Annotated in this window: 16 protein-coding genes and 1 pseudogene; 6 read left to right on the top strand and 11 right to left on the bottom strand. The window is 73.8% G+C overall.

From position 1 onward, the window contains the following. Window positions 1–23 precede the first annotated feature (23 nt). Both HNR12_RS24585 and HNR12_RS24580 read right to left on the bottom strand, forming a co-directional pair. The gene (locus tag HNR12_RS24585; RefSeq protein ID WP_218902042.1) at window positions 24–617 is read right to left on the bottom strand and encodes a DUF5998 family protein; all 594 of its coding nucleotides are present in this window, start codon (window positions 615–617) and stop codon (window positions 24–26) included. A 413-nt stretch (window positions 618–1030) separates the two neighbouring features. After that, window positions 1031–3766 carry a bifunctional acetate--CoA ligase family protein/GNAT family N-acetyltransferase gene (locus tag HNR12_RS24580; RefSeq protein ID WP_179769771.1) on the bottom strand — a complete coding sequence of 912 codons (2736 nt, stop codon included), beginning with the start codon at window positions 3764–3766 and terminating at the stop codon, window positions 1031–1033. Between the two features lie 225 nt (window positions 3767–3991). Here HNR12_RS24580 and HNR12_RS24575 point away from each other — a divergent pair, with 225 nt between their 5' ends. After that, entirely contained in the window at window positions 3992–4882 is an 891-nt protein-coding gene (locus tag HNR12_RS24575; protein ID WP_179770885.1) for a sugar kinase, read from the top strand. 113 nt (window positions 4883–4995) lie between these two features. On the opposite strand, the gene HNR12_RS24570 is transcribed toward HNR12_RS24575, so the two are convergent. Continuing rightward, complete coding sequence (locus HNR12_RS24570) at window positions 4996–7173, bottom strand: RecQ family ATP-dependent DNA helicase (protein WP_179769770.1); 2178 nt, start codon at window positions 7171–7173, stop codon at window positions 4996–4998. Window positions 7174–7338: 165 nt separating this feature from the next. On the opposite strand from HNR12_RS24570, the gene HNR12_RS24565 reads away from it, so the two are divergent. After that, complete coding sequence (locus tag HNR12_RS24565; protein WP_179769769.1) at window positions 7339–7803, top strand: hypothetical protein; 465 nt, start codon at window positions 7339–7341, stop codon at window positions 7801–7803. A 13-nt stretch (window positions 7804–7816) separates the two neighbouring features. Here HNR12_RS24565 and mnhG read toward each other — a convergent pair whose 3' ends face one another. From mnhG to mbhE, 7 genes are read right to left on the bottom strand one after another with little or no spacing between them, the layout of a single operon-like run. Further along, on the bottom strand, window positions 7817–8197 hold the full coding sequence (gene mnhG / locus HNR12_RS24560) for a monovalent cation/H(+) antiporter subunit G (protein WP_179769768.1): 381 nt from the start codon (window positions 8195–8197) through the stop codon (window positions 7817–7819). Beyond that, the gene (locus tag HNR12_RS24555) at window positions 8184–8462 is read right to left on the bottom strand and encodes a monovalent cation/H+ antiporter complex subunit F (RefSeq protein WP_179769767.1); all 279 of its coding nucleotides are present in this window, start codon (window positions 8460–8462) and stop codon (window positions 8184–8186) included. The genes mnhG and HNR12_RS24555 overlap by 14 nt, the downstream gene beginning before the upstream one ends. Next, window positions 8459–9142, bottom strand: coding sequence for a Na+/H+ antiporter subunit E (locus HNR12_RS24550; protein WP_308118649.1), 684 nt, complete (start codon window positions 9140–9142; stop codon window positions 8459–8461). Before HNR12_RS24550 ends, HNR12_RS24555 begins: the two co-directional genes overlap by 4 nt. After that, on the bottom strand, window positions 9139–10665 hold the full coding sequence (locus tag HNR12_RS24545) for a Na+/H+ antiporter subunit D (protein ID WP_179769766.1): 1527 nt from the start codon (window positions 10663–10665) through the stop codon (window positions 9139–9141). Before HNR12_RS24545 ends, HNR12_RS24550 begins: the two co-directional genes overlap by 4 nt. Continuing rightward, window positions 10662–11036, bottom strand: coding sequence for a sodium:proton antiporter (locus HNR12_RS24540; protein WP_179769765.1), 375 nt, complete (start codon window positions 11034–11036; stop codon window positions 10662–10664). The genes HNR12_RS24545 and HNR12_RS24540 overlap by 4 nt, the downstream gene beginning before the upstream one ends. Then, window positions 11033–11644, bottom strand: coding sequence for an MnhB domain-containing protein (locus tag HNR12_RS24535; protein ID WP_179769764.1), 612 nt, complete (start codon window positions 11642–11644; stop codon window positions 11033–11035). The genes HNR12_RS24540 and HNR12_RS24535 overlap by 4 nt, the downstream gene beginning before the upstream one ends. Further along, window positions 11631–14255 carry a hydrogen gas-evolving membrane-bound hydrogenase subunit E gene (gene mbhE / locus HNR12_RS24530; protein WP_246425168.1) on the bottom strand — a complete coding sequence of 875 codons (2625 nt, stop codon included), beginning with the start codon at window positions 14253–14255 and terminating at the stop codon, window positions 11631–11633. The genes HNR12_RS24535 and mbhE overlap by 14 nt, the downstream gene beginning before the upstream one ends. Before the next feature lie 485 nt (window positions 14256–14740). Between mbhE and HNR12_RS24525 the strand changes: the two genes are divergently transcribed. The 4 genes and pseudogenes from HNR12_RS24525 to HNR12_RS24510 all read left to right on the top strand — a co-directional run bounded on the left by HNR12_RS24525 (window position 14741) and on the right by HNR12_RS24510 (window position 19572). Continuing rightward, a complete protein-coding gene (locus tag HNR12_RS24525; protein ID WP_179769763.1) occupies window positions 14741–17230 on the top strand; it encodes a DNA gyrase/topoisomerase IV subunit A in 2490 nt (829 codons plus the stop codon). Between the two features lie 144 nt (window positions 17231–17374). Next, window positions 17375–17875, top strand: a pseudogene (locus HNR12_RS24520) (beta-class carbonic anhydrase); the annotation flags it as partial. Window positions 17876–17958: 83 nt separating this feature from the next. After that, on the top strand, window positions 17959–18285 hold the full coding sequence (locus HNR12_RS24515) for a tetratricopeptide repeat protein (RefSeq protein WP_179769762.1): 327 nt from the start codon (window positions 17959–17961) through the stop codon (window positions 18283–18285). Between the two features lie 147 nt (window positions 18286–18432). Continuing rightward, window positions 18433–19572: a PLP-dependent cysteine synthase family protein gene (locus tag HNR12_RS24510; protein ID WP_179769761.1), complete on the top strand. Its 1140-nt coding sequence runs from the start codon at window positions 18433–18435 to the stop codon at window positions 19570–19572. Window positions 19573–19727: 155 nt separating this feature from the next. Here HNR12_RS24510 and HNR12_RS24505 read toward each other — a convergent pair whose 3' ends face one another. Continuing rightward, window positions 19728–21833 (bottom strand): DNA gyrase/topoisomerase IV subunit B, encoded by a 2106-nt coding sequence (locus HNR12_RS24505; protein ID WP_179769760.1) that lies wholly within the window; start codon window positions 21831–21833, stop codon window positions 19728–19730. Between the last annotated feature and the right edge of the window lie 594 nt (window positions 21834–22427).

The raw sequence follows: 22427 nt of genomic DNA, 5'->3' as shown, positions 1-22427 counted from the left end.
GGACGCGCGGCGGCCGGCCGGGGTCAGCGGCCGGTGGCGGCGCTGAGGGCGCTGGTGAAGTGCAGCAGGTTGGCCACCGACTCCGCGCCGTCGGCGGCCTGGCTGACGCGCACGGTCAGGGGTTCGGCGGTGATGGCGCCGGTGTAGCCGTGGTCCAGCTCGCAGGAGTCGTCGGAGCACGAGGCGGGTTCGAGGTCGATGTTGGCCATGGAGCCCCAGTTGACGCTGAGGCCGATGGTCAGGACCGCCTCGCTGGGCAGCGTGCCGGGCGCGTAGTTGGCGGGGTCGGACACCACGCGGGTGAGCGCCACCGACTGGATGTTGCCGAGCTGGTTGGCGTCGGTGGTGGTGGAGGCGTGCGGCCGGCCGCCGGGCTCGTCGGCGGGGTGGTCGTCGGTATGGCAGACGATGAGCCGTGTCGCGGTCAGCAGCAGCACGGTGATGTGCCGCCGCATCTCCATGGCGGGGTCGAAGGTGGCCTCGTGGTGGACGACGAACGCCTCGGCGGACTCGTCGCCCAGAGCCGACGCCACGGCGTCGATCACCAGTCCCGGGTAGTAGCCGCTGCGCTCGATCTCCTGGCGCCAGTCGGTGGACACGGCACGCGTTTTCCTCATGCCCCCATCCTGCCCTCTCCGCGCGACAGATCGCACCCGCTCTTGCGAGCCGGTCCGCTCGGCGGGCGGGTAACGGCCGCGTCGCGGGGTAGAGCCGATGGCATGTACGCAACCGTGCCTCCAGTACCGGCGCCACCGGAGCCCGGTGGCCCGCCGTTGCCCGACCCCGGACCGCTGCCGCCCGATCCGCTGCCCACCCCGCCCGAGCCGGGGCCCGAACCCGGTCCCGGACCCGGGCCGGGACCGCTGCCGCCCGATCCGGAGCCGCAGCCCGACCCCGTCTGACCCGGACGGGTCGCGACGGGCGCCGACCGGCTTCAGCCGGCATCGAGCGGCACCGCGGCCGCGCCGCCCCGAGGGGGAGGCGCGGCCGCGTCGCGCGGGCGGCGGCGGGCGCGGGCGGGCGGGCGGGGCTAGAAGACCACCCCGCGCAGCCGCCGGGGGCCGGCGTCGGGGCGGCGGTCCGGCGGCTCGCGCAGCCAGACGTGGGCGCCCAGCACGTGGGCGCCCTCGGCGTTGACGATCACCGGGTCCAACTCCACGTGCGCGACCTCGGGGAACGCGTCGACCAGCCGCGACACCCGCACCAGGACCCGCTGGAGGTCCTCGACGTCGGGCTGCTCGGCGAGCGTGGTGGCCCCGGCGGGCAGCCCGAACAGCAGCGGGGCGGCGCGCACGGCGTGCACCAGGTCGGCGGCGTCGGAGTCGGTGAGGGGGGCCAGCCGGAACGCGCGGTCGTCGAGGAGTTCGGCGGTGGCGTCGGCCAGGCCGAAGCCCACCACCGACCCGAACGACGGGTTCTCCCCCGCCCGGATGACCACGGGCACCCCCGGCACCACCATGGTCTGCACCACCAGCTGGGCCTCGGCGCCCAGGCGGTCGTCCAGCGCGGTGAACGCGCCGCGCACGTCGTTGGCCGAGCGCAGGTCGGCGCGGATTCCGCTGCCGCCGGCGCGCAGCCGCAGGTCGGGGGCGTTGGCCTTGACGACCACGGGATAGCCCAGCTTCTCGGCGGCGGCCACCGCCTCCTCGGCGGTGGCCACGGGGATGTAGGGGTGGGCGGTGATCCCGTAGCAGGCCAGCAGGTCGTGGGTGGTCTGCTGGTCGGCGGCGGACTCCTCGCGGCGCACCGGCTCGCTGGTGAACCACACCGTGCCCTGCTCGGCGGACCGCTCGTCGGCCTCGGCGGCCGAGGCCAGGGCGGCGTCGATGATGGCGCGGGCGCGGGCGCCGTCGATGTCGGCGAGTTCGGGGTGGCGCCCGGCGGGCCGCTCGCGCCACAGCGCGTAGCGGGTGGCGTGGGCCAGGGCGCGCACCGCGTCCTCGGGGGCGGGGTAGGAGGGGATGGAGCCGAAGGCGGTCTCGCCGTTCTCGCCGATGCGGCGCAGCTCTGCGGGCAGGCCCTGGTAGCCCAGGTAGGTCGTGACGATCGGCTTGGCGGCGGTGGCGGCCTTGGCGCGCATGACCTCGGCGACGTCGTCGGAGATGGGGGTCAGGGCGGGGATGAACACCACGACCACGGCGTGCACGTCGTCGTCGGCCAGCGCGGCGGTGAGGGCGGCGTCGAAGTCGGCGGCCGTGGCGTTGGGGCCCAGCGCGACCGGCTCGTGCGGCTTGAGGCCCGAGCGCACGCAGGCGTCCTTGACCAGCAGGCCCAGGGAGTCGGAGTTGCCGACGATGGCCACGCGGGGGCCGGCGGGCAGCGGCTGGTAGGCGAAGAGCTGGGCGGCGTCGAACATCTGGGTGATGTCGTCGACCCGCACCACCCCGGCCTGCTCGAACAGCGAGGTCACCGCGTAGTCGGGCAGGGACAGCGCGCCGACGGCGTGGCCGCTGGGCACGCCCTGGGAGGAGCCGCCGCTGCGCACGGCCACGACGGGCTTGTGCTGGGCCAGGCGGCGGGCCAGCCGGGTGAACTTGCGCGGGTTGCCCAGCGACTCCAGGTACTGGAGCACGACCTTGGTGGCGGGGTCCTCCTGCCAGTACTGGATGAGGTCGTTGCCCGAGACGTCGGCGCGGTTGCCGGCCGAGACGAACGTCGACAGGCCCATGCCGCGCTCGGCGACGCGCTGGAGGATGGCCCGGCCCAGGGCGCCGGACTGGGAGAAGAACCCGATGGGGCCGCGCGGCGGCACGTAGGGGGCCAGGGTGGCGTTGAGCGAGACGGCGGGGTCGGTGTTGGCGATGCCCAGGCAGTTGGGCCCGATGACCCGCATGCCGGCGGCCCGCGCGGTGGCGACCAGGCGCTCCTGGCGGGCCAGGCCCTCGGGGCCGGTCTCGGCGAACCCGGAGCTGACCACGACCAGGCCGTGGACGCCCTTCTGCGCGCACTCGTCCACCACGTCGAGCACCATGTCGGCGCGCACCGCGACCACCGCGAGGTCGACGGGCCCGGGAACGTCGAGCACGCTGGGGTAGGCGCGCACCCCGGCCACGGCGGTGGCGGTGGGGTGCACGGGGTAGACGGGCCCCTGGAAGTCGCCGGCGAGCAGGTTGCGCAGCGCGGTCTGGCCGATGGTGTGGGCGGTGCGGCTGGCGCCGATGACGGCCACCGACGTGGGGAAGAGCAGCCGGGCGATGGAGCGCGACTCCGCGCGCTGCTCGCGGGCGCGCATGACCTCCTGGGCGCTGGCGGTGGGCTGGAGGTCCAGGGTCAGCCGGATGACGCCCTCGTCGAAGGACTGCTGCGCGGTGTACCCGGCCTCGCGGAAGACGTTGATCATCCGCCGGTTCTCGGGGAGCACGTCGGCGATGAAGCGGCGCACGCCGCGTTCGAGCGCGGCGGCGGCGATGTGCTCCAGCAGCACCGAGGCGATCCCGCGGCCCTGGTGGGCGTCCTCGACCACGAAGGCGACCTCGGCCTCGTCCGGGGCGACCTTGTCGTAGCGCACCACGGCGACCATGGAGTCGGCGATGGTGGCGATCAGCGCGACGCGGCTGTCGTAGTCGACGGTGGTGAAGCGCCGCACGTCGCGGTCGGAGAGCCGGGGGTAGGGCGCGAAGAAGCGGTAGTAGATCGTCTCGGGGGACAACCGCTCGTGGAAGGCGCGCAGCAGGTCGGCGTCGTCGGGCGTGATGGGCCGCAGGTGCGCGGTGCCGCCGTCGGTCAGGACGACGTCGGCTTCCCAGTGGTTCGGGTATGACTGCACGGTTTGAGCCTATTCGAGTCGCGGACGGACGTGGCGGACCTCACCTCGGCGCGCGGTTGCTGGCAACGCCGTGGAACGGCCGGGTATCACTCAGCTCTGCCACTTCGTTACCCGACGTCCCCCTCTAACCTGTTAACGTCTTTCAGCACACAGGCTCTTCGGGCACGATCGCACACAGGCCCTGAGAGACAGGGCCGCGAGGTGGTGGGTGACGGTATGGCACGAGTGGTCGTGATCGGCGATCTCATGACCGACAGCGTGGCGCGGGCGTTCTACCCGCTTGCCCGCGGCAGCGACACCCCGGCCTCCGTCATGACCTACGGCGGCGGCTCCGGCGCCAACGTGGCGGCGTGGCTGGCGATGGAGGGCACCGACACCACGTTCGTGGGCCGCCGGGGCTCCGACATCACCGGGCGCACCCGCGAGATGGAGCTGATGGGCTACGGGGTGGACTCCCGGCTGGTCATGGACCCCGAGCGCCCCACCGGCACCTGCGTCGTGATGATCACCCACCGGGGCGACCGCACGATGCTCAGCGACCCCGGCGCCAACGCCCGCCTGCAGCCCGAGGACCTCCCCCGCGACGTGTTCGGGCCCGACGGCCACCTGCACGTGTCGGGCTACACCCTGATCAACGCCGACTCCCGCCGCGCGGCCCGGATGGCGCTGCGCATGGCCCGCGAGACCGGCATGTCGATCTCGGTGGACGGCGGCTCCCACGCCCCGCTGGAGCGCGCGGGCGCCGAGAACTTCCTCGACTGGACCACCGGCACCCGGCTGCTGTTCGCCAACACCGACCAGGCCCAGGTGCTCACCGGCCGCGAGGAGCCCGAGGCCGCCGCCAAGGTCCTCACGGCGTGGTACCCCAACGTCGTCATCAAACTCGGCGACGCCGGCGCCCTGTGGGCGTCCAAGACCCGCGACGACCTGGTCACGGTGCCCGCCGAGCCGGTGGAGCCCTCGCCGGGCTCGATCGGCGCCGGCGACGCGTTCATCGCGGGCTTCCTGCCGCCGTGGCTGGCGGGCAAGCACCCCAAGGACGCGCTGGCCCGGGCCCAGGCGCTGGCCGCCCGCGCCCTGCACCAGCCCGGTGCCCGCCCCGACCTGGGCGACTGACCCCCCCACCCTCCTACGGTGCACCGCCGGCCCCTGCGGGGCCGGCGGTTCCGCCGTGCCACGGCCGGCCGCGCCGTCAGACCCCGGACGCCGCCGAGCGGGCCGGGTGAGCGCTAGTTGCGCACCGCCAGGACCAGGGGCAGGACGGCCCGGGCGCCTGCGGCTCTGAGGTGGTGGGCGGCGGCGGCGAGGGTCCAGCCGGTGTCGGTGTGGTCGTCGACCAGCAGCACGGGGCCGGCGAGCCCGGCCAGGGCCTCGCGCACGGGGTCGGGCACGGTGAGGGCGTCGGCGACCTGGGCCAGGCGCTGGGCGCTGTTGTGGCGGCGCGGGCCGATTCCCTGGGGGGTGGTGTAGGCGAGGCCGCCCACCGGCGCGAGGCGGCCCACCTGGCACAGGCGGCGGGCGAGGTCGGTGATGAGGGCCGGCCGGGTGGCCGAGGGCATGGCCACCACGCCGACCGGGCGCTCCGCCCACGGCCAGGCCGCCAGGACCTCGACCACGCCGTTGAAGACGCGGTCGCTCACGGGTTGGTCGGGGGCGTCGGGGGCCAGCACGCGGCGGAGTTCGGTGCCCCAGCCGATGTCGGTGAGGCGGGCCAGGGCGCGGCCTTCGTCGGCCTGGCGGTCGGGCGGGATCTTGCCGGAGAGGTCGACGCCGAGGGCGGCCATGCCGGTGGGCCACTGCCGGCGCGGCGCCACGGCCACGCCGGGGCGGTCCAGCCGGCGCGCGGCCCGGGCCTGGTGCTCGGGGTCGACCTCAGCGCTGAAGGGCGCCCCCGCGCAGTTGTCGCACCGCCCGCAGGGCGCGGCGTCGGGGTCGTCCAGTTGGCGCTGGAGGAACTCCATGCGGCAGGAGTCGGTGGCGATGTAGTCGAGCATGGCGCGCTGCTCGCGCTCGCGCGCCGCCGTGACGGCGGCGTAGCGCTTGGAGTCGTAGGACCAGGGCTCGCCGGTGGCGGTCCAGCCGCCGCGCACGCGGCGGACCGCGCCGTCGACGTCGAGGACCTTGAGCATCTGCTCCAGGCGGGTGCGGCCGAGGTCGACGCGGGTCTCCAGGCGCGGCAGCGACACCGGCCCCTCGGACTCGGCCAGCGCGGCCAGGGCCGCCCGGACGGTGTCCTCGGGCGGGAAGGCCAGCGAGGCGAAGTAGGACCATATCTCGCGGTCCTCGCGGCCGGGCAGCAGCACCGCCTCGGCGCGGTCCAGGCCGCGCCCGGCGCGGCCGACCTGCTGGTAGTAGGAGATGGGCGACTGCGGCGCGCCCAGGTGCACCACGAACCCGAGGTCGGACTTGTCGAAGCCCATGCCCAGCGCGCTGGTGGCCACCAGCGCCTTGGTGCGGTTGGCGAGGAGGTCGTCCTCGGCCCGGCGGCGGTCGTCGGGGTCGGTCTGGCCGGTGTAGGCGCGGACGTCGTAGCCTAGGTCGGCGAGGTAGGCGGCGGTGTCGACGGCGGCGGCGACGGTGAGCGTGTAGACGATGCCCGACCCGGGGAGGTCGGCCAGGTGGCGGCCCAGCCAGCCCCAGCGGGCGGGGGTGTCGGGGAGGTCGACCACCGACAGCCGCAGGCTGGCGCGGTCGAGCGGGCCGCGCAGCACCAGGGTGGCGGCGCCGTCGCCGATCTCCAGCTGTTCGGCGACGTCGCGGGTGACCCGGCCGTTGGCCGTGGCGGTGGTGGCCAGCACCGGGGTGCGCTCGGGGAGTTCGGCCAGCAGGGTGCGGATGCGGCGGTAGTCGGGCCGGAAGTCGTGGCCCCAGTCGGAGATGCAGTGGGCCTCGTCGACGACGACCAGGCCGGCGCCCGCCGCCAGGCGCGGCAGGGCGCGGTCGCGGAAGTCGGGGTTGTTCAGGCGCTCGGGGCTGATGAGCAGGAGGTCGACCCGGCCCTGGGAGATGTCGTCGTAGACGGTGTCCCAGTCGGCGGGGTTGGCGCTGTTGACGGTGTGGGCGCGCAGCCCGGCGCGCTCGGCGGCGGCGATCTGGTTGCGCATGAGCGCCAGCAGCGGCGACACGATCACCGTGGGCCCGGCGCCGCGGGCGCGCAGCAGGGCCGTGGCGACGAAGTAGACCGCGGACTTGCCCCAGCCGGTGCGCTGCACCACCAGCGCCCGGCGGCGCTCGGCCACCAGCGCGTGGATGGCGCGCCACTGGTCCTCGCGCAGTCGCGCGGACTCCCCCGCGAGCGCGCGCAGGTGGCGCTCGGCGTCCGCGCGCAGGGCGGGGTCGTGCGGGGAGGGCGGGCCGGCCGGGGCGCCGGCGGGATCGGCGGGACCGGTGGTCGCGGGAGTCACCATGCCCCCTTGCTACCAGACGGCCGCCGGGCGCCGCGCACGTCGTCCACAGCCCCGCGGGCCCCGCACCGCCGCGGTGTCCGATATGGGTACTTCGGCGCACGCGTCCCCGCGGCCCGGTACGCTCACCGCTGAGTTGCCCAACGCGACGAGGAGTGGCAGAGCGCGATGTCCCAGCCCGCACGGGTCGACACCCAGACGCTGGACCGGTGGAAGTGGATCGCCACGAGGGCGGTCGAGGAGCTGGCCATGGCCGGGCTGCCGGTGACCACCGGCCTGCCGCCGTCGCTGGGCGGCGGGGTGGAGGTCGAGGTCGACCCCCTCTCCGACCCCACGGGCGGCGTCTACCTGCGCTGGCAGGCCCACGGGCAGCTGATCCGGCCCGCCCTGGAGGAGTTCGCCGCGCGCTCGGGCGGCGCGGCCGGCGAGCCGGGAGCCGCGGCGGGCGGCGACTCCGCCGTGCGCCACCACGACACCGTGTGCGAGGCGATGGTCACCGCCATGGCGACCATCCTCACCTCCGCCGGGTTCACGGTGCGCCGCGCCGGCGAGGTCAACGACTTCGCCGACGGCCTCTACATCGACGCCGCGCCCGACCCCCGCCGCCTGGAGAACCGCGCCTGGCGCCCCTGAGCCCGCCCTCGACCTAGGTGGGCTCGTCCAGCCGGCCCGGCCGGTGCTCGGGGCGGTCGTCGCGCTCCAGCGCCTCGGCGAGCTCGTCGCCGACCATGTGCTCCTCGCTGGTCTCGCCGCGGCTGTAGGCCACGCGCCCGATCGTCTGCGCCAGCACGGGCACCGTGAGCATCTGGAACAGCGCCGCCAGCGCCAGAAGCGCCGCCACGCGGACGTCGGGCAGCTGGCAGGCCGCGCCGATGAGGATGAGCACCAGGGCCACCGTGTCGGGCTTGGTGGCCGCGTGCACCCGGCCCAGCAGGGTCGGGAAGCGCACCAGGCCCACCGTGCCCACGAACGCGAACAGCGCGCCCAGCGGCAGGGTGACGGCGGTGACGACGTCAGCCGCGGTCATGGGCCCTCCTCTCGGCGAAGCGCGCGGCCGTGAGCGAGCCCACGAACCCCAGCAGGGCGAAGGTGATCACCAGCCCGATGTAGGCGGAGTCGCCGCGCACCGCCACCTCGACCGCCACGAAGCTGATCAGCAGCACCGAGGTGGCGTTCAGGCAGAGGATCCGGTCCATCACCGATGGCCCCCGCACCAGCCGGTACAGCGTCAGCAGCACGGACATGCCCAACAGCGCGAATGTCACCGTGTACACGTGGTCCAGGACGTTCACCGCCGCTCCTCCCCCTCGTCGGCGCCGCGGCTCGCCGCGGCCGCGCCGAGCGCCTCGCGCTCGGCCTCCAGCCGGTCCTCGCGCTCGAACTCCTCGATGTCGGCGGCCGTGCCGAACGCCCACACGAAGAGCTTCTCGGTGCGCCGCACCTGGCGGCGCAGCTGCCGCACCGACCGCTCCGACTCGATCGGGGTGCCGTGCACGTACAGCACGCCCTCCTCGCGGTTCAGCTCGATCACCAGGCTGCCGGTGATCAGCGACAGCCCGCCGGTGACCAGGGCCAGCAGCAGGTCGGAGTCGGTGCGCATGGGCACCTCGACGATCACGCCGCGCATCCGCTCGGGCCGCCACAGCGCGTGCACCGACACCCGCACGCTGGAGGCGAACATGTCCCAGACGATGTGGCCGACCAGCAGCAGCACGTGCAGCGGCCGGAACCGCAGCCGCACCGGCAGGTGCGGCAGCTTGGCGGCGGCGTAGCACGCCGTGGCCACGCCCGCCCCGGCCACGACCGTGCCCGGGCTGGGGTCGCCCCACAGGATGACCCACATCAGGGTCAGCCACACGACGGTCGGCAGCCGCCCCACCACCCGCTGGACCGGCGTGCGCCGCTCGGGCGCCTCGGCCGCGCCCGTCGCCGCCTCGCCCACGGCGCGCTCACCCCTCTCGTCCGCGCTCACCGGGCATCACTCCCCAGGACCGCCTCGATGTAGGCCGAGCCGTTCATCAGGCCGTGGGCGGCGGTGAACGCGACCTCCGACAGCGGTCCGGCGCAGACCGCGATCAGCACGCCGAAGGCCACCATCACCCCGGTCATGACCGCCATGAACTTCAGCCCGCCCAGGTGCGCGCCCCGCTTGAGCCGTTCGCGCGCCTCGACCATGTCGGGCATCGGCGTGCCCCAGAACCCGCGCGCCCAGACCCGGAAGATGGCCATCAGCGTGAGCAGGCTGGTCAGCACGCCCGCGCCCAGCGCGGTGTACACCAGCCACCCGCCGGTCCCCACGCCCGCCTGGAACAGCGCCACCTTGGCGACGAACCCCGACAGCGGCGGCAGACCGGCCAGGCTCATCGCGGGCAGGAAGAAGTACAGCGCCAGCACCGGCGACACCGTGGTCAGCCCGCGCATCGAGCGCAGCGAGCTGTGTCCCACGTACTGCCGGATCAGCCCGTTGACCAGGAACAGGTTGGCCTGCACCACGATGTGGTGCACCAGGTAGATCACCACCCCCGCCAGCGCGGCCACGGAGTTCACGCCCAGCCCGAAGATCATGAACCCGATGTGGCTGACCAGCGCGAAGGACATCAGCCGGTTGATGTCGTCCTGCACCAGCGCGCCGAAGATGCCCACGAGCATGGTCGCGATCGCCACGCACAGCAGCACCGCGGAGATGTCGTCGCGGCCGAACAGCAGGGTCTGGCTGCGGATGATGGCGTAGACCGCGACCTTGGTCAGCAGCGCCGCGAAGATCGCCGAGATGCGGGTGATGGCCACCGGGTAGCTGTCGGGCAGCCAGAAGTGCATCGGCACGATCGCCGCCTTGATCCCGAACACCACCAGGAACAGCAGCGCCAGCACCATGCGCAGCTCGGCCGGCGCCGACCCCAGCTTCACCGCGATGTCGGCGAGGTTGACCGTTCCGGTCAGCCCGTAGACCAGCGCGATGCCGGTCAGGAACAGGATCGAGGAGGTCAGGCTGACCACGGTGTAGATCATGCTGGCGCGCACCCGGGCGCGCGTGGGCGCCTGGGTGATCAGCGCGTAGCTGGCGGTCAGCATGATCTCGAAGCCGACGAACAGGTTGAACAGGTCGCCCGCCAGGAAGCTCAGGCACACCCCGGCGGTCAGCACCAGGTAGATGGGGTGGAACACCTGCGGCATGGCGCGGCTGAGCCCGCCGATGTCCTGGCCGATGGCGTAGAGCTGCACCACCAGCAGCACCACCGAGGACACCGCCAGCAGCAGCGCGGCCAGCGGGTCGGCGACGATGGTGATTCCCAGCGGCGCCTCCCAGGCGCCGGCCTGGCTGGTCAGCACGGTGCCGTCGGCGGTGGCGACCAGCAGCAGCGCGGTGTCGACGACCACCACGGCCAGGGTGGCCACCGCCACGCCCGCCTGGAGGCGCCGGCGCCCGCGCAGCAGCAGGGCCAGCGCCGCGCCCATCAGCGGCACCACGAACGGGACGGCCAGCAGCGCGTTCACGCGGAGTCCTCCGGCTCCGCCAGCCGCCCGATCCGGCGGTCCTCCAGGTCGGCGGGCACCTCGTCGTTCTCATCGCCCAGCCACACCCGGTAGGCCAGAGCCAGCAGGAACGTGGTCACGCCGAAGGTGATGACGATGGCGGTCAGCGCCATGGCCTGGGGCAGCGGATCCGACAGCGGGCCCTCGTGCTCGGTCAGCAGCGGCGGCAGGGTGATGGCGCGGTCGGTCAGCATCAGCGAGACGTTGGCGGCGTGCCCCAGCACCAGGATGCCGAACACGACACGCATCAGCGACCGCTGGAGCAGCAGGTAGAAGCCGCTGGAGTAGAGCACGGCCGTGACCACGACCAGGGTGAACCCGGGGGCGCTCACGCGGCACCGCCCTCCTCCGGTCCCCAGGCGCCGCCGCGTTCGCGGGCCTCGTACTCCTCGGCTTCCATCCGCGCGCCCAAGGCGGCCACCACGGACAGCACCAGACCGACGACGATGAGGAACACCCCCGATTCGAAGAGCAGGTAGCTGGCGAACTTGACCTTGCCGAACAGCGGCAGCACCACGGTGTGGCTGACGACCTCCAGCACCGGGCGGCCGAACAGCAGCGGCGCGCAGGCGGTGCCCCCGGCCAGCAGCAGGCCCAGCGCCAGCAGCCGGTTGGGCTGCATGGGGATGCCGGCGGCCAGCTCGTGGCGCCCCCCGGCGATGTAGCGCAGCACGTAGGCCATGCTGGCCACCAGCCCGCCGGCGAACCCGCCACCGGGCCGGTCGTGCCCCGAGACCAGCAGGAACACCGCGAAGGTGAGGATGGCCGGGGTGAGCAGCCGGGTGGCGACCTCCAGGAGCACCGAGCGGGGGCCGAACGCCGGGCGCACGGCCGTGCTCAGCCACCGGTCGCGCGGGGCCTCCCAGTCCTCGGGCGGGCCGCCGCGGCGCTCGGCCCGCCCGGCGGCGGGCGCGGGGCGGCCGGACTCAGCGTCGGTCATCGTCGCTCCCTTCGTGGTCGTCGTCGGCCGGCCGCGCGCCGCCGCTCCGGTCGGGGCCGCGCTCGCCCCCGGAGTCGCGCGTCTCGGGGGGCGCGGTGGTCATCTCGGCGTCGCGCGCCTCGGCGCCGGCCGCCCGCGCCGGCTCCGCGCCCTGGCCCAGCGCGGGTTCGGCCTGGGCGTGGGCGGCGTCGGCGTGCTCCTGTTCGGCGGCCGCCAACTGGGCCTGCTCCTCGGCCTCGACGGAGACCTCGGCGGCGGGCTCGTCCACCACCCGGCTGCGCCGGTTGAGCAGCACCAGGGAGGCCACGGCCACGGCCGCCGTGGCCAGCACGACGATCTCGCCGAGGGTGTCCAGCGCCCGGAAGTCGGCCAGGATGATGTTGACGAGGTTGTCGCCGCCGGCCTCGTCGGCCCGGTCGGTGTAGCCCTGGGAGATGGGCGCGTCGGTGCGCGCGGCGGTCATCACCCACAGGGCCAGGGAGATGAAGGTTCCGGCCGCGGCGCACAGCAGCACGGTGAGCCGCTTGGCCCAGCCGTTGGGCCGGACGCTGAAGGTGGTGGGCAGCCGGCGCAGGACGAACACCAGGATGATCGTGGTCAGGGTCTCGACCAGCACCAGGGTGAGCGCGAGGTCGGGCGCGCCGTGCAGCACGAACATCCCGGCGATGCCGAACCCGAGCACGCTGAGCAGGATGAGGGCGGGGAACCGCCGGTGCTCGCGCACGGTGGCGACCGCGGTCACCACGACCACCGCGGCCACCAGCAGCTCCAGCGGGCTGTCCCACAGCCGGAACGCGCCCTCGACCCCGGGCACGGCGATCTCGCCGGTGATCAGCCCGGCCGCCAGGCGCGCGCCGGGCAGCACGAGCATGGTGGCCAGGATGATCCCCAGGTAGACGGGCAGCGACCCGCTCTGGGTGCGCCGGGTGACGCTCAGCGCCACGGTGTAGACGCCGTGCACGAACAGGTGGTAGCCGTACTCGGCATCGGGCCAGCGCGGCATGCGGTTCTGCAGCCGGCTCACCGCCCGCCGCCGCAGGAACATCAGCGCGCCCGCCGCGATCACCAGGCCGGTCAGCAGCAGCGGCAGGGTGATCCCGTGCCACAGCGACAGGTGGTAGGCGTGGTGGCCGGCGGGGAGATCGTGGGCGTAGGCCTGGGCCAGGGGGTCGGCCAGGGCGGGGGCCAGGCCCAGCCCCAGGCTGACCGCCGTCAGCACCACCGGCGCGGCCGCGAACGCCGCCGAGGGCGGGCGGAAGCCGCGTTCGGAGACGGTGGTCTTGTCGGCGAAGGCGCCCCAGACGAACCGGGCGCTGTAGGCGAAGGTGAGGATCGAGCCCAGCACCAGGCCGGTCAGCATGACCGCCGCGCCCTGGGGACCGGGCGCGGGCGCGGCGCCGGGCACGAACGCCTCCAGCGCGGCCTCCTTGCCGGCGAACCCGATCAGCGGCGGCAGCCCGGCCATGGACGCCGCCGCCAGGGTCGCGGCCACGGCCAGGACGGGCATGCGCCGGCCCAGCCCGGTCAGCCGGCTGATGCTGCGGGTGCCGGTCTGGTGGTCGATGATCCCCACCGTCAAAAACAGCGCGGACTTGAAGAACCCGTGGGCCAGCAGCATGGCGATCATGGCCACGCCGGCGACCTGGGTGCCGGTGCCGCCCAGCAGGACCAGGAACCCCAGTTGGCTGACGGTGCCGTAGGCCAGCAGCAGTTTGAGGTCGTCCTGGCGCAGCGCCCGCCAGCCGCCCACGAGCATGGTGGCCAGGCCGAAGCCCAGCACCAGCCACCGCCACAGCTCGGCGTCGGCGAACCCGGGCGCCAGCCGGGCCACCAGGTAGACCCCGCCCTTGACCATGGCCGCGGCGTGCAGGTAGGCGCTCACGGGGGTGGGCGCCACCATGGCGCCGGGCAGCCAGTAGTGCAGCGGAACCTGCGCGGACTTGCCGAAGGCCCCGGCCAGCACCAGCACCAGGGCCACGGTCAGCCAGGGGCCGCCGTCGGGCGGGTCGGCCACCAGCCCGGAGACGCTGTAGTCGCCGGCGGCGTGGCCGAGCATCACGAACCCGATCAGCATCAGCAGGCCGGTGCCGGCGGTGGTGACCAGCGCCTGGGTGGCGGCGCGGCGCGCGTGCTCCTTGCGGTCGTCGTGGCCGACCAGCAGGAAGGAGGTGACCGAGGTCAGCTCCCAGAACACATACAGCGCGAAGAGGTTGTCGGTGGTGACCACGCCCAGCATGGCGCCGGAGAACAGCACCAGCACGGCGGCCAGCCGGCCCAGCCCGCGCTCGCCCTGGTGGAAGTAGGCGGCGCAGTAGCAGAAGATGACCGCGCCGATACCGCTGACCAGCACGATCATGGCCAGCGACAGCGCGTCGACGCGGAAGTTCAGCCCGATCCCCAGCGCGGGCGCCCAGGCGAGTTCGGCGGTGGCGGGGTGCCCGGCCACGATCGCCGGCGCCTGGGACAGCGCCCACACCGCCGACACCGCCGGGGGTACTCCGGCGGCCAGGAAGGCGCGGGGGCCGAGGCGGCGTACAAGCGGCGGCAGCAGCACGGCGACCACGGCGTGCAGCGCGAGGATGGCGGGCAGCAGCATAGGCACGTCGATCATCGTCGGGAGCACGGACGCGCACCCGCCGCCGGGCGGCGGCGCGGTGCCGGTGCGGCGGGCAGGGCGGGAGGGGTCGACGGGGCGGGCGGGGCGGCTGGGGGCACCTCACAGGGTAGCGGGGCGAGCGGGCCCAGCCTTGACTCCGCCGCGATCGGGTGTACCATTCGCCGCCTTTCGTTGGCCTGATCCGCCCCGTACGCTCCGTAACACCCCGCCGCTACCTGGACGGACACCCGGGCCGGCCGCGCGGCACCCGACGGCATTCCCGGTATCAGCGTGTTTGTTCTCACGCGGAGCGCGGTGGCGGCGCCGGACGCTCCCGCGGCGCTGTCACGGAACGTGAGCATCGTCGCGGCCCATCCAGCACCCCGGTATCCGGGTCCACTCAAATTACCGGCATTTTGACGAAATCCTAACGCCCCGCGACGTGCCGACCTCGACCGCCTGGTTCGCGATGGTCACCCGGTGGGGACAGAATTACCGGCATGGCCCGTACAACCTCTCCACCACCTCCCGAGGACCTCGCCGAGAAGATCATCGACATCGACGTCTCCGAGGAAATGCGCGGCAGCTTCCTGGAGTACGCCTACTCGGTGATCTACCAGCGCGCGCTCCCCGACGCGCGCGACGGCCTCAAGCCGGTCCAGCGGCGCATCCTCTACCAGATGAACGAGATGGGCCTGCGGCCCGACCGCGCCCACGTCAAGTGCGCCCGCGTGGTGGGCGAGGTCATGGGCAAGCTGCACCCCCACGGCGACACCCCCATCTACGACGCCATGGTCCGGCTGAGCCAGCCCTTCGCCATGCGCGTGCCGCTGGTCGACGGCCACGGCAACTTCGGCTCGCTGGGCGGCGACGACGCGCCGGCGGCCATGCGCTACACCGAGGCCCGCATGGCCCGCGCGGCCCAGCTGATGGTGGCCTCGATCGACGAGGACGTCGTGGACTTCCAGTCCAACTACGACGGCCAGGAGACCGAGCCCGAGGTCCTGCCGGCGGCGTTCCCCAACCTGCTGGTCAACGGCGCCTCGGGCATCGCGGTGGGCATGGCCACGAACATGGCCCCGCACAACCTGGGCGAGGTCATCGCCGCGGCGCGGCACCTCATCGCCCACCCCGACGCCACGCTCGCCGACCTGATGGAGTTCATCCCCGGGCCCGACCTGCCCACCGGCGGCACCATCGTGGGCCTCGACGGCGTGCGCGACGCCTACGTCAAGGGCCGCGGCACCTTCCGCACCCGCGCCACCGTCTCCATCGAGAAGGTCTCGCCGCGCCGCACCGGGCTGGTCGTCACCGAACTCCCCTACAACATCGGGCCCGAGCGCGTCGTCAGCCGCATCAAGGAGCTGGTGCAGGCCAAGCGGCTGCAGGGGATCTCCGACCTCAAGGACCTCACCGACCGCAACCAGGGCCTGCGGCTGGTCATCGAGCTGAAGAACGGCTTCAACCCCGAGGCCGTCCTTGAGGAGCTGTACCGGCTCACCCCCATGGAGGAGAGCTTCGGCATCAACAACGTCGCGCTGGTCGACGGCCAGCCGCGCACGCTGGGCCTGCGCGAACTCCTCCAGGTGTTCGTCGACCACCGCCTGGAGGTCGTGCGGCGCCGCAGCGAGCACCGCCGGGCCAAGCGCCGCGAGCGGCTGCACCTGGTGGCCGGCCTGCTGGTGGCGCTGCTCAACATCGACGCCGTCATCGCGCTGATCCGGGAGTCCGAGGACTCCGCCCAGGCCCGCGAGCGGCTGATGTCGGCCTACGAGCTGTCCGACACCCAGGCCCGCTACATCCTCGACACCCCCCTGCGCCGGCTCACCAAGTACGACCGGCTGGAGCTGGAGACCGAGCGCGACCAGCTCAACAAGGAGATCGAGGAGCTGACCGCGATCCTGGAGTCCGACACCAAGCTGCGCCGGCTGGTCTCCAAGGAGCTGGGCGAGGTCGCCAAGGAGTACGCCACGCCGCGGCGCACCGTGCTCCAGGAGAGCACCGGCGAGACCCGCAGCGCCGCCATCCCGCTGGAGCTGGGCGACGACCCCTGCCACGTGCTGCTCAGCGCCACGGGGCTGCTGGGCCGCACCGCCGGCGACCGCCTGCCGCCCGTCTACGAGGGCCTGCGCACCCGCCACGACTCCGTCGCGGCGTCGGTGCCCACCAGTTCGCGGGCCGACATCGGCGTGATCACCGACCTCGGCCGGGTCATCCGGGTGCCGGTGCTGGAGCTGCCCGAGCTTCCCGCCGACTCCGCCGACGCCCCGCCCACCGCCTCGGGCCTGCCCGTGTCGGACTTCGTGGAGCTGGCCGAGGACGAGCGGGTGGTGTCGGTCGCCGCGCTCGACAACGACGGTCCCGGCATCGCGCTGGGCACCGCCCAGGGCGTGGTCAAGCGGGTGGCCTCCGACTCCCCGCCCAACAAGGACGACTTCGAGGTCATCAACCTGCGCGAGGGCGACCGCGTCATCGGCGCCACCCAGCTGGTCACCGGCGAGGAGGACCTCGTCTTCATCACCTCCGAGGCCCAGCTGCTGCGGTTCTCCGCCGACACCGTGCGCCCGCAGGGCCGGCCCGCCGGGGGCGTGGCCGGGGTGCGGCTGCCCGAGGGCGCCCGGGCCATCTGGTTCGGCGCGGTGTCGGTGCCCGAGGACTCCGTGGTGCTCACCGTCGCCGCCGGGTCCACCGAACTGCCCGGCACCGGGGCCGGATCGGCCAAGGTCACCCCGTTCGAGGTCTACCCCGCCAAGGGACGCGGCACCGGCGGCGTCCGCTGCCAGCGGTTCCTCAAGGGCGAGGACTCCCTCGTCCTGGCCTGGGTCGGGCGGGCGCCCGCCCGCGCCGCCAGGGCCGACGGCGGCCCGATCCGGCTGCCCGACCTCGACCAGCGGCGCGACGGCTCCGGCGAACCCCTGCCGCGGGCCATCGCCACCATCGGCACCGGCCGCCACGACACCCACGTCGCCGCGGGCACACCCGCCGGCTGACCCCGGGCGCCGCCGGTCCGCGCAGCGGACCGGCGGCGCCCGCCGGGCCCGCCCCGCCGCTCGCCCTCCTCCCTCCCCCCCCGCGGGCCCCCAGCGCCCCCCGACAACCGACACGTTTCGCCGAGTTCCCAGGAGCAGACTGCGACCAGCGCATTCGACGACGTATTCACGGCCAACGCCGACTACGCCGCCCGCTTCCGGTACGCCGACCTCGCCCCGCGCGCCGCGCGCGGCCTGGCCGTGGTGACGTGCATGGACTCCCGCATCGACCCGCTGGCGGCGCTGGGGCTGTCCCTGGGCGACGCCAAGATCCTGCGCAACGCCGGCGGGCGGGTCACCGACAACGTCCTGGCCAACCTCGTGGTGGGCGCCTACCTGCTCGACATCACGCGGGTCCTGGTCATGCCGCACACCCGGTGCAAGATGGCCTCGGTGTCGGGCGACGCCGAGGTCCACGACCTGATCGAGCGCGAGCACGGCGTCGACACCCGCAGCCTCGACTTCGGCACCGACAGCGACCAGCTCGGGGCGCTGCGCCGCGACCTGGAGCGGATCCGCCACCACCCGCTGCTGCCCGAGGGCCTGGAGGTCGCCGGAGCGGTCTACGACGTCGCCACCGGCCGGGTGTCGCCCGCCGACCTGTAGGGCACCGCCTCCCGCGTGCCCGCCCTTACCAGGGAATAGGGCCTCGCGCATCGCCGTTGTGATGCGGGACGAAGGGAGTGCCCGTGAAGGAGACGACCTACGAGACGTTCAACCGCGGCAAGATGTACTTCGACCTGGGCGACCCCATAGAGGCCGCGCGCGTCCTGGAGCCCATCGCCGAGGACGAGCCCGGCAGCCGGTCCATCCTCGAACTCCTGGGCCGCGCCTACTTCCACTCGGCGCAGCTCGGCAAGGCCGAGGACACCTTCCGCAGGATCATCGAACTCGACCCCTGCGACAGCTGGGCGCACATCGCCCTCGCCCGGTCGCTGGAGCGCCAGAACCGCGACGACGAGGCCGCCACCTACCGCCGGATGCACGCCGCGATGTCGGGCGGCTCGCTGGACTAGGCCCCCTTGCGGGCCGCGTCCGCTCCCCGGCCGGCCCCCGGCCCCCGGCCGCCGGAGCACCGCCGCACCCCTCACGGAGACCACGCGGGCCCTCCCTCGGGAGGGCCCGTCCTGTGTGCGGGGGCGGCGGCCGGTAGGGTCGCGACCATGACCGCACCGGCCGACGACTCCCACCAGCCCTGGGTGGAGCGCTGCGACCCCCGCGCCCGCGCGTGGGCGGACGACGCCGTGCGCAAGGTGGTGGCCGACGCCAACCGCTCGGCCGACACCCACCTGCACGCGTTCCCGCTGCCCGCCGAATGGGGCATCGACCTCTACCTCAAGGACGAGTCGGTGCACCCCACCGGCAGCCTCAAGCACCGCCTGGCGCGCTCCCTGTTCCTCTACGCGCTGGCCAACGGGTGGATCGACGAGCACACCACGGTCGTCGAGGCCAGCTCCGGCTCCACCGCCGTCTCCGAGGCGTACTTCGCGCGGCTGCTCGGGCTGGACTTCGTCGCCGTGATGCCGCGCAAGACCAGCCCCGAGAAGATCGCGCTCATCGAGCGCTACGGCGGCACCTGCCGGTTCGTGGACATCCCCGTCGAGATGTACGCCGAGGCCGAGCGCCTGGCCGCCCAGCCCGGCTACCACTACATGGACCAGTTCACCTACGCCGAGCGGGCCACCGACTGGCGCGGCAACAACAACATCGCCGAGTCGGTGTTCGAGCAGATGGCCATGGAGCGCCACCCCGTTCCCGAGTGGATCGTGGTGGGCGCGGGAACCGGCGGCACCTCGGCCACCATCGGCCGCTACCTGCGCTACAGGCGGCACCACACACGCCTGGCCGTGGTCGACCCGGAGAACTCCGCGTTCTTTCCCGGCTGGGCCACCGGCGCCGCCGACTACGCCACCGGCATGCCCTCGCGCATCGAGGGCATCGGCCGGCCGCGCATGGAGCCCAGCTTCGTGCCCTCGGTGATCGACCTGATGATCCCGGTGCCCGACGCCGCCAGCATCGCGGCCATGCGCCACCTGAACGCCGTCACCGGCCTGTGCGCGGGCGGCTCCACCGGCACCAACCTGTGGGGCGTGTGGCACCTGGTCGCGCGGATGCTGCGCGAGGGGCGGCGCGGCAGCGTGGTCACGCTGATCTGCGACGGCGGCGAGCGCTACCGGCACAGCTACTACGACGACGCCTGGGTGGCCGCCAAGGGCCTGGACCCCGCGCCCTACACCGCCGCGATCGAGCGGTTCCTGGCCACGGGCGAGTGGGCGCCGCCGCCGGTGGAGCCCCGGGGCTGACCGTATCCGGCGGGTGCCGTCCCGGTCGCCACGGCACGGCGGCCGCCCCGCCGACCCGGCACGACGGCGGCCCCGGCCGCGCCGCCCGAGGGCGGAGGGACCGGGGCCGAAAGCCGTCTTCCCGGGGCTGCGGGGGCAGCGGCCGCCGCCCCGGATCAGGTGTCGATGCGGGCGAGGTCGAGTTCGCGGGCGCCCTGGGCGATGAACTCCCGGCGCGGCGCGACCTCGTTGCCCATGAGCAGGTCGAAGACCTTGGCGGCCTCCTCGGCGTGCTCCACCCGGATGCGCCGCAGGGTGCGGTGGCGGGGGTCCATGGTGGTCTCGGCGAGCTGGTCGGCGTCCATCTCGCCCAGGCCCTTGTACCGCTGCACCGGCTCCTTCCAGCTCATGCCCTTCTTCTCCAGCTCCAGCAGCTTGCGGTGGAGTTCGGCGTCGGAGTAGGTGTAGACGTAGCGGTCCTCGGGCTTGGCCCCGCGCTTGCGGCGGATGTTGGTCAGCTCGATGCGGTGCAGCGGCGGCACCGCGGCGAACACCCGGCCGGCCTCCAGCATCGGGCGCATGTAGCGGTAGAAGAGGGTCAGCAGCAGGCAGCGGATGTGCGCGCCGTCGACGTCGGCGTCGGCCATCAGGATGACCCGGCCGTAGCGGGCGGCGTCGAGGTCGAAGGACCGCCCCGAGCCCGCGCCGATGACCTGGAGGATCGCCGCGCACTCGGCGTTCTTCAGCATGTCCGACAGCGAGGACTTCTGCACGTTGAGGATCTTGCCGCGGATGGGCAGCAGCGCCTGGAACTCGGAGTCGCGGGCGAGCTTGGCGGTGCCCAGGGCGGAGTCGCCCTCGACGATGAACAGCTCGCTGCGCTCCAGTCCCTCGCTGCGGCAGTCGACCAGCTTGGCCGGCAGCGCCGAGCTCTCCAGCGCGTTCTTGCGGCGCTGGGTCTCGCGCTGCTGGCGGGCGGCGATGCGCGCCTTGGCGGCGTTGACGATCTTCTCCAGCACCGCGCGGGCCTGCTGCTTCTCGGTGCGCTTGGTGGAGGTCAGGAACGTGCGCAGCTCCTTGCCCACCACCTGGGAGACGATGCGGGAGGCCGCCGAGGTCCCCAGGATCTCCTTGGTCTGGCCCTCGAACTGCGGCTCGGGCAGCCGCACGGTGACCACGGCGGTGAGCCCTTCGAGGACGTCCTCCTTGGTCACGGGGTCGTCGTTGGTCTTGAGCAGCTTGGTTGCGCGCAGCTGGTCGTTGACCACGCGCACCAGGGCCCGCTCGAAGCCGGCCATGTGGGTGCCGCCCTTGGGGGTGGCGATGACGTTGACGAAGGAGCGGGCGGTGGTCTCGTAGCCGGTGCCCCAGCGCAGGGCGATGTCGACGTCGAGCCGGCGGTCGACGTCGGTGGGGGTCATGTGGCCCTGGTCGTCCAGCACCGGGACGGTCTCGGTGAAGTGGCCGGTGCCCTGGATGCGCAGCACGTCGTTGACGGCCTCGTCGGGCGCCAGGTAGGCGCAGAACTCCCCGATGCCGCCGTCGAAGCGGAACTCCTCCTCGAAGGCGGGGGCCTCGGGGTCGCGCTCGTCGCGCACGGCGATGGTCAGGCCGGGGATGAGGAACGCGGTCTGGCGCGCGCGGTCGAGCAGGGACTCGCGCGTGATGTCGGCGTCCTTGAGGAAGATCTGGCGGTCCGCCCAGAAGCGGATGCGGGTGCCGGTGACCTTCTTGGCGACGCGGCGGGTCTTCTCCAGGCCGCTGGCCGGGGTGAAGTCGGCGTCGGGGCCGGGCTCGGCGAAGCGGCCGGGGATGCCCCGGCGGAAGCTCATGGCGTGGGTGTGGCCCTGGAGGTCGACCTCGACGTCCAGGCGCGCCGAGAGCGCGTTGACCACCGAGGCGCCCACGCCGTGCAGACCGCCGGAGGCGGTGTAGGCGCCGGTGCCGAACTTGCCGCCGGCGTGCAGCTTGGTCATGACCAGCTCCACGCCCGACAGGCCGGACCGGGGCTCGATGTCGACGGGGATGCCGCGCCCGTTGTCGCGGACCTCGACGGAGCCGTCGCGGTGCAGCACCACGTCGATGCGCGTGCAGTAGCCGCCGAGGGCCTCGTCGACGGAGTTGTCGATGATCTCCCACATGCAGTGGGTCAGTCCGCGGCTGTCCGTGGACCCGATGTACATACCGGGACGCTTGCGGACCGCCTCAAGTCCTTCCAGGACCGAAAGATGCCGCGCGGAGTATTCCTCGGGCTCATCGACGGCTGCGGTAAGGGCGGTCACGTGTGAATCTCCTGCAGGACAGGTCGGCGCGCCCGGGTGCGGGCGGACGCTGGACGCGGGCGGACAGCGGACGGGGGCGGCGGCGGTTCGCGTCGGGCAGACGCGTGCCGCCAGCATGACGCATCGGTGTGACAGGAGCGCGGCACCGCCCGGCACGCGGGGTGCGTGCCTGGTGGCCTGCGCCGAATGGCCCGGGACCGCCCCGGGCGGCGCGCGCAACACGAGCGCGTTTCCGCCGCCGGAGAGTGGTCGCAGGCCCGTGGGCTGCGGTTCACCCGACCGCGGCGGGACGGTCGCCTGATCATCACGTCCACACCACGCGCGAGGTTACCACCTTAAATTACGGCCGCCCCGCTCCCGCGCCGCTTCACAACCCCGTTCCCACCGGCGAATCCGGCCCGCCGGGGGCGGCCGCAGGCGCCCCGGAGGGGCGCGGGAGGGGGTGGGCCGGGCCGCCGGGAGGGCACCGGGAGGGTGGGGGTGGGGGCTTGGGAGGGGGGAGGCGGCCGGGGGCACCACCGGAGGACCACGGGAGCACCACAAAGGGTCCGCCGAAAGTCCACCCAGGCCCGACCGAGGGGTGACAGTAGGTGA

Source organism: Streptomonospora nanhaiensis, assembly GCF_013410565.1.
GTDB classification, from domain to species: domain Bacteria; phylum Actinomycetota; class Actinomycetes; order Streptosporangiales; family Streptosporangiaceae; genus Streptomonospora; species Streptomonospora nanhaiensis.
Note: the sequence above shows the minus strand (reverse complement) of the source record. Positions and strands in the feature narration are given on the sequence as shown.

What these genes read in the sequence shown, in the direction of transcription:
- HNR12_RS24585 (WP_218902042.1), bottom strand. Translation starts at nt 617, where the DNA reads ATGAGGAAAACGCGTGCCGTGTCCACCGACTGGCGCCAGGAGATCGAG.
- HNR12_RS24570 (WP_179769770.1), bottom strand. Translation starts at nt 7,173, where the DNA reads ATGGTGACTCCCGCGACCACCGGTCCCGCCGATCCCGCCGGCGCCCCG.
- HNR12_RS24565 (WP_179769769.1), top strand. Translation starts at nt 7,339, where the DNA reads ATGTCCCAGCCCGCACGGGTCGACACCCAGACGCTGGACCGGTGGAAG.
- mnhG (WP_179769768.1), bottom strand. Translation starts at nt 8,197, where the DNA reads ATGACCGCGGCTGACGTCGTCACCGCCGTCACCCTGCCGCTGGGCGCG.
- HNR12_RS24535 (WP_179769764.1), bottom strand. Translation starts at nt 11,644, where the DNA reads ATGACCGACGCTGAGTCCGGCCGCCCCGCGCCCGCCGCCGGGCGGGCC.
- mbhE (WP_246425168.1), bottom strand. Translation starts at nt 14,255, where the DNA reads ATGATCGACGTGCCTATGCTGCTGCCCGCCATCCTCGCGCTGCACGCC.
- HNR12_RS24525 (WP_179769763.1), top strand. Translation starts at nt 14,741, where the DNA reads ATGGCCCGTACAACCTCTCCACCACCTCCCGAGGACCTCGCCGAGAAG.
- HNR12_RS24510 (WP_179769761.1), top strand. Translation starts at nt 18,433, where the DNA reads ATGACCGCACCGGCCGACGACTCCCACCAGCCCTGGGTGGAGCGCTGC.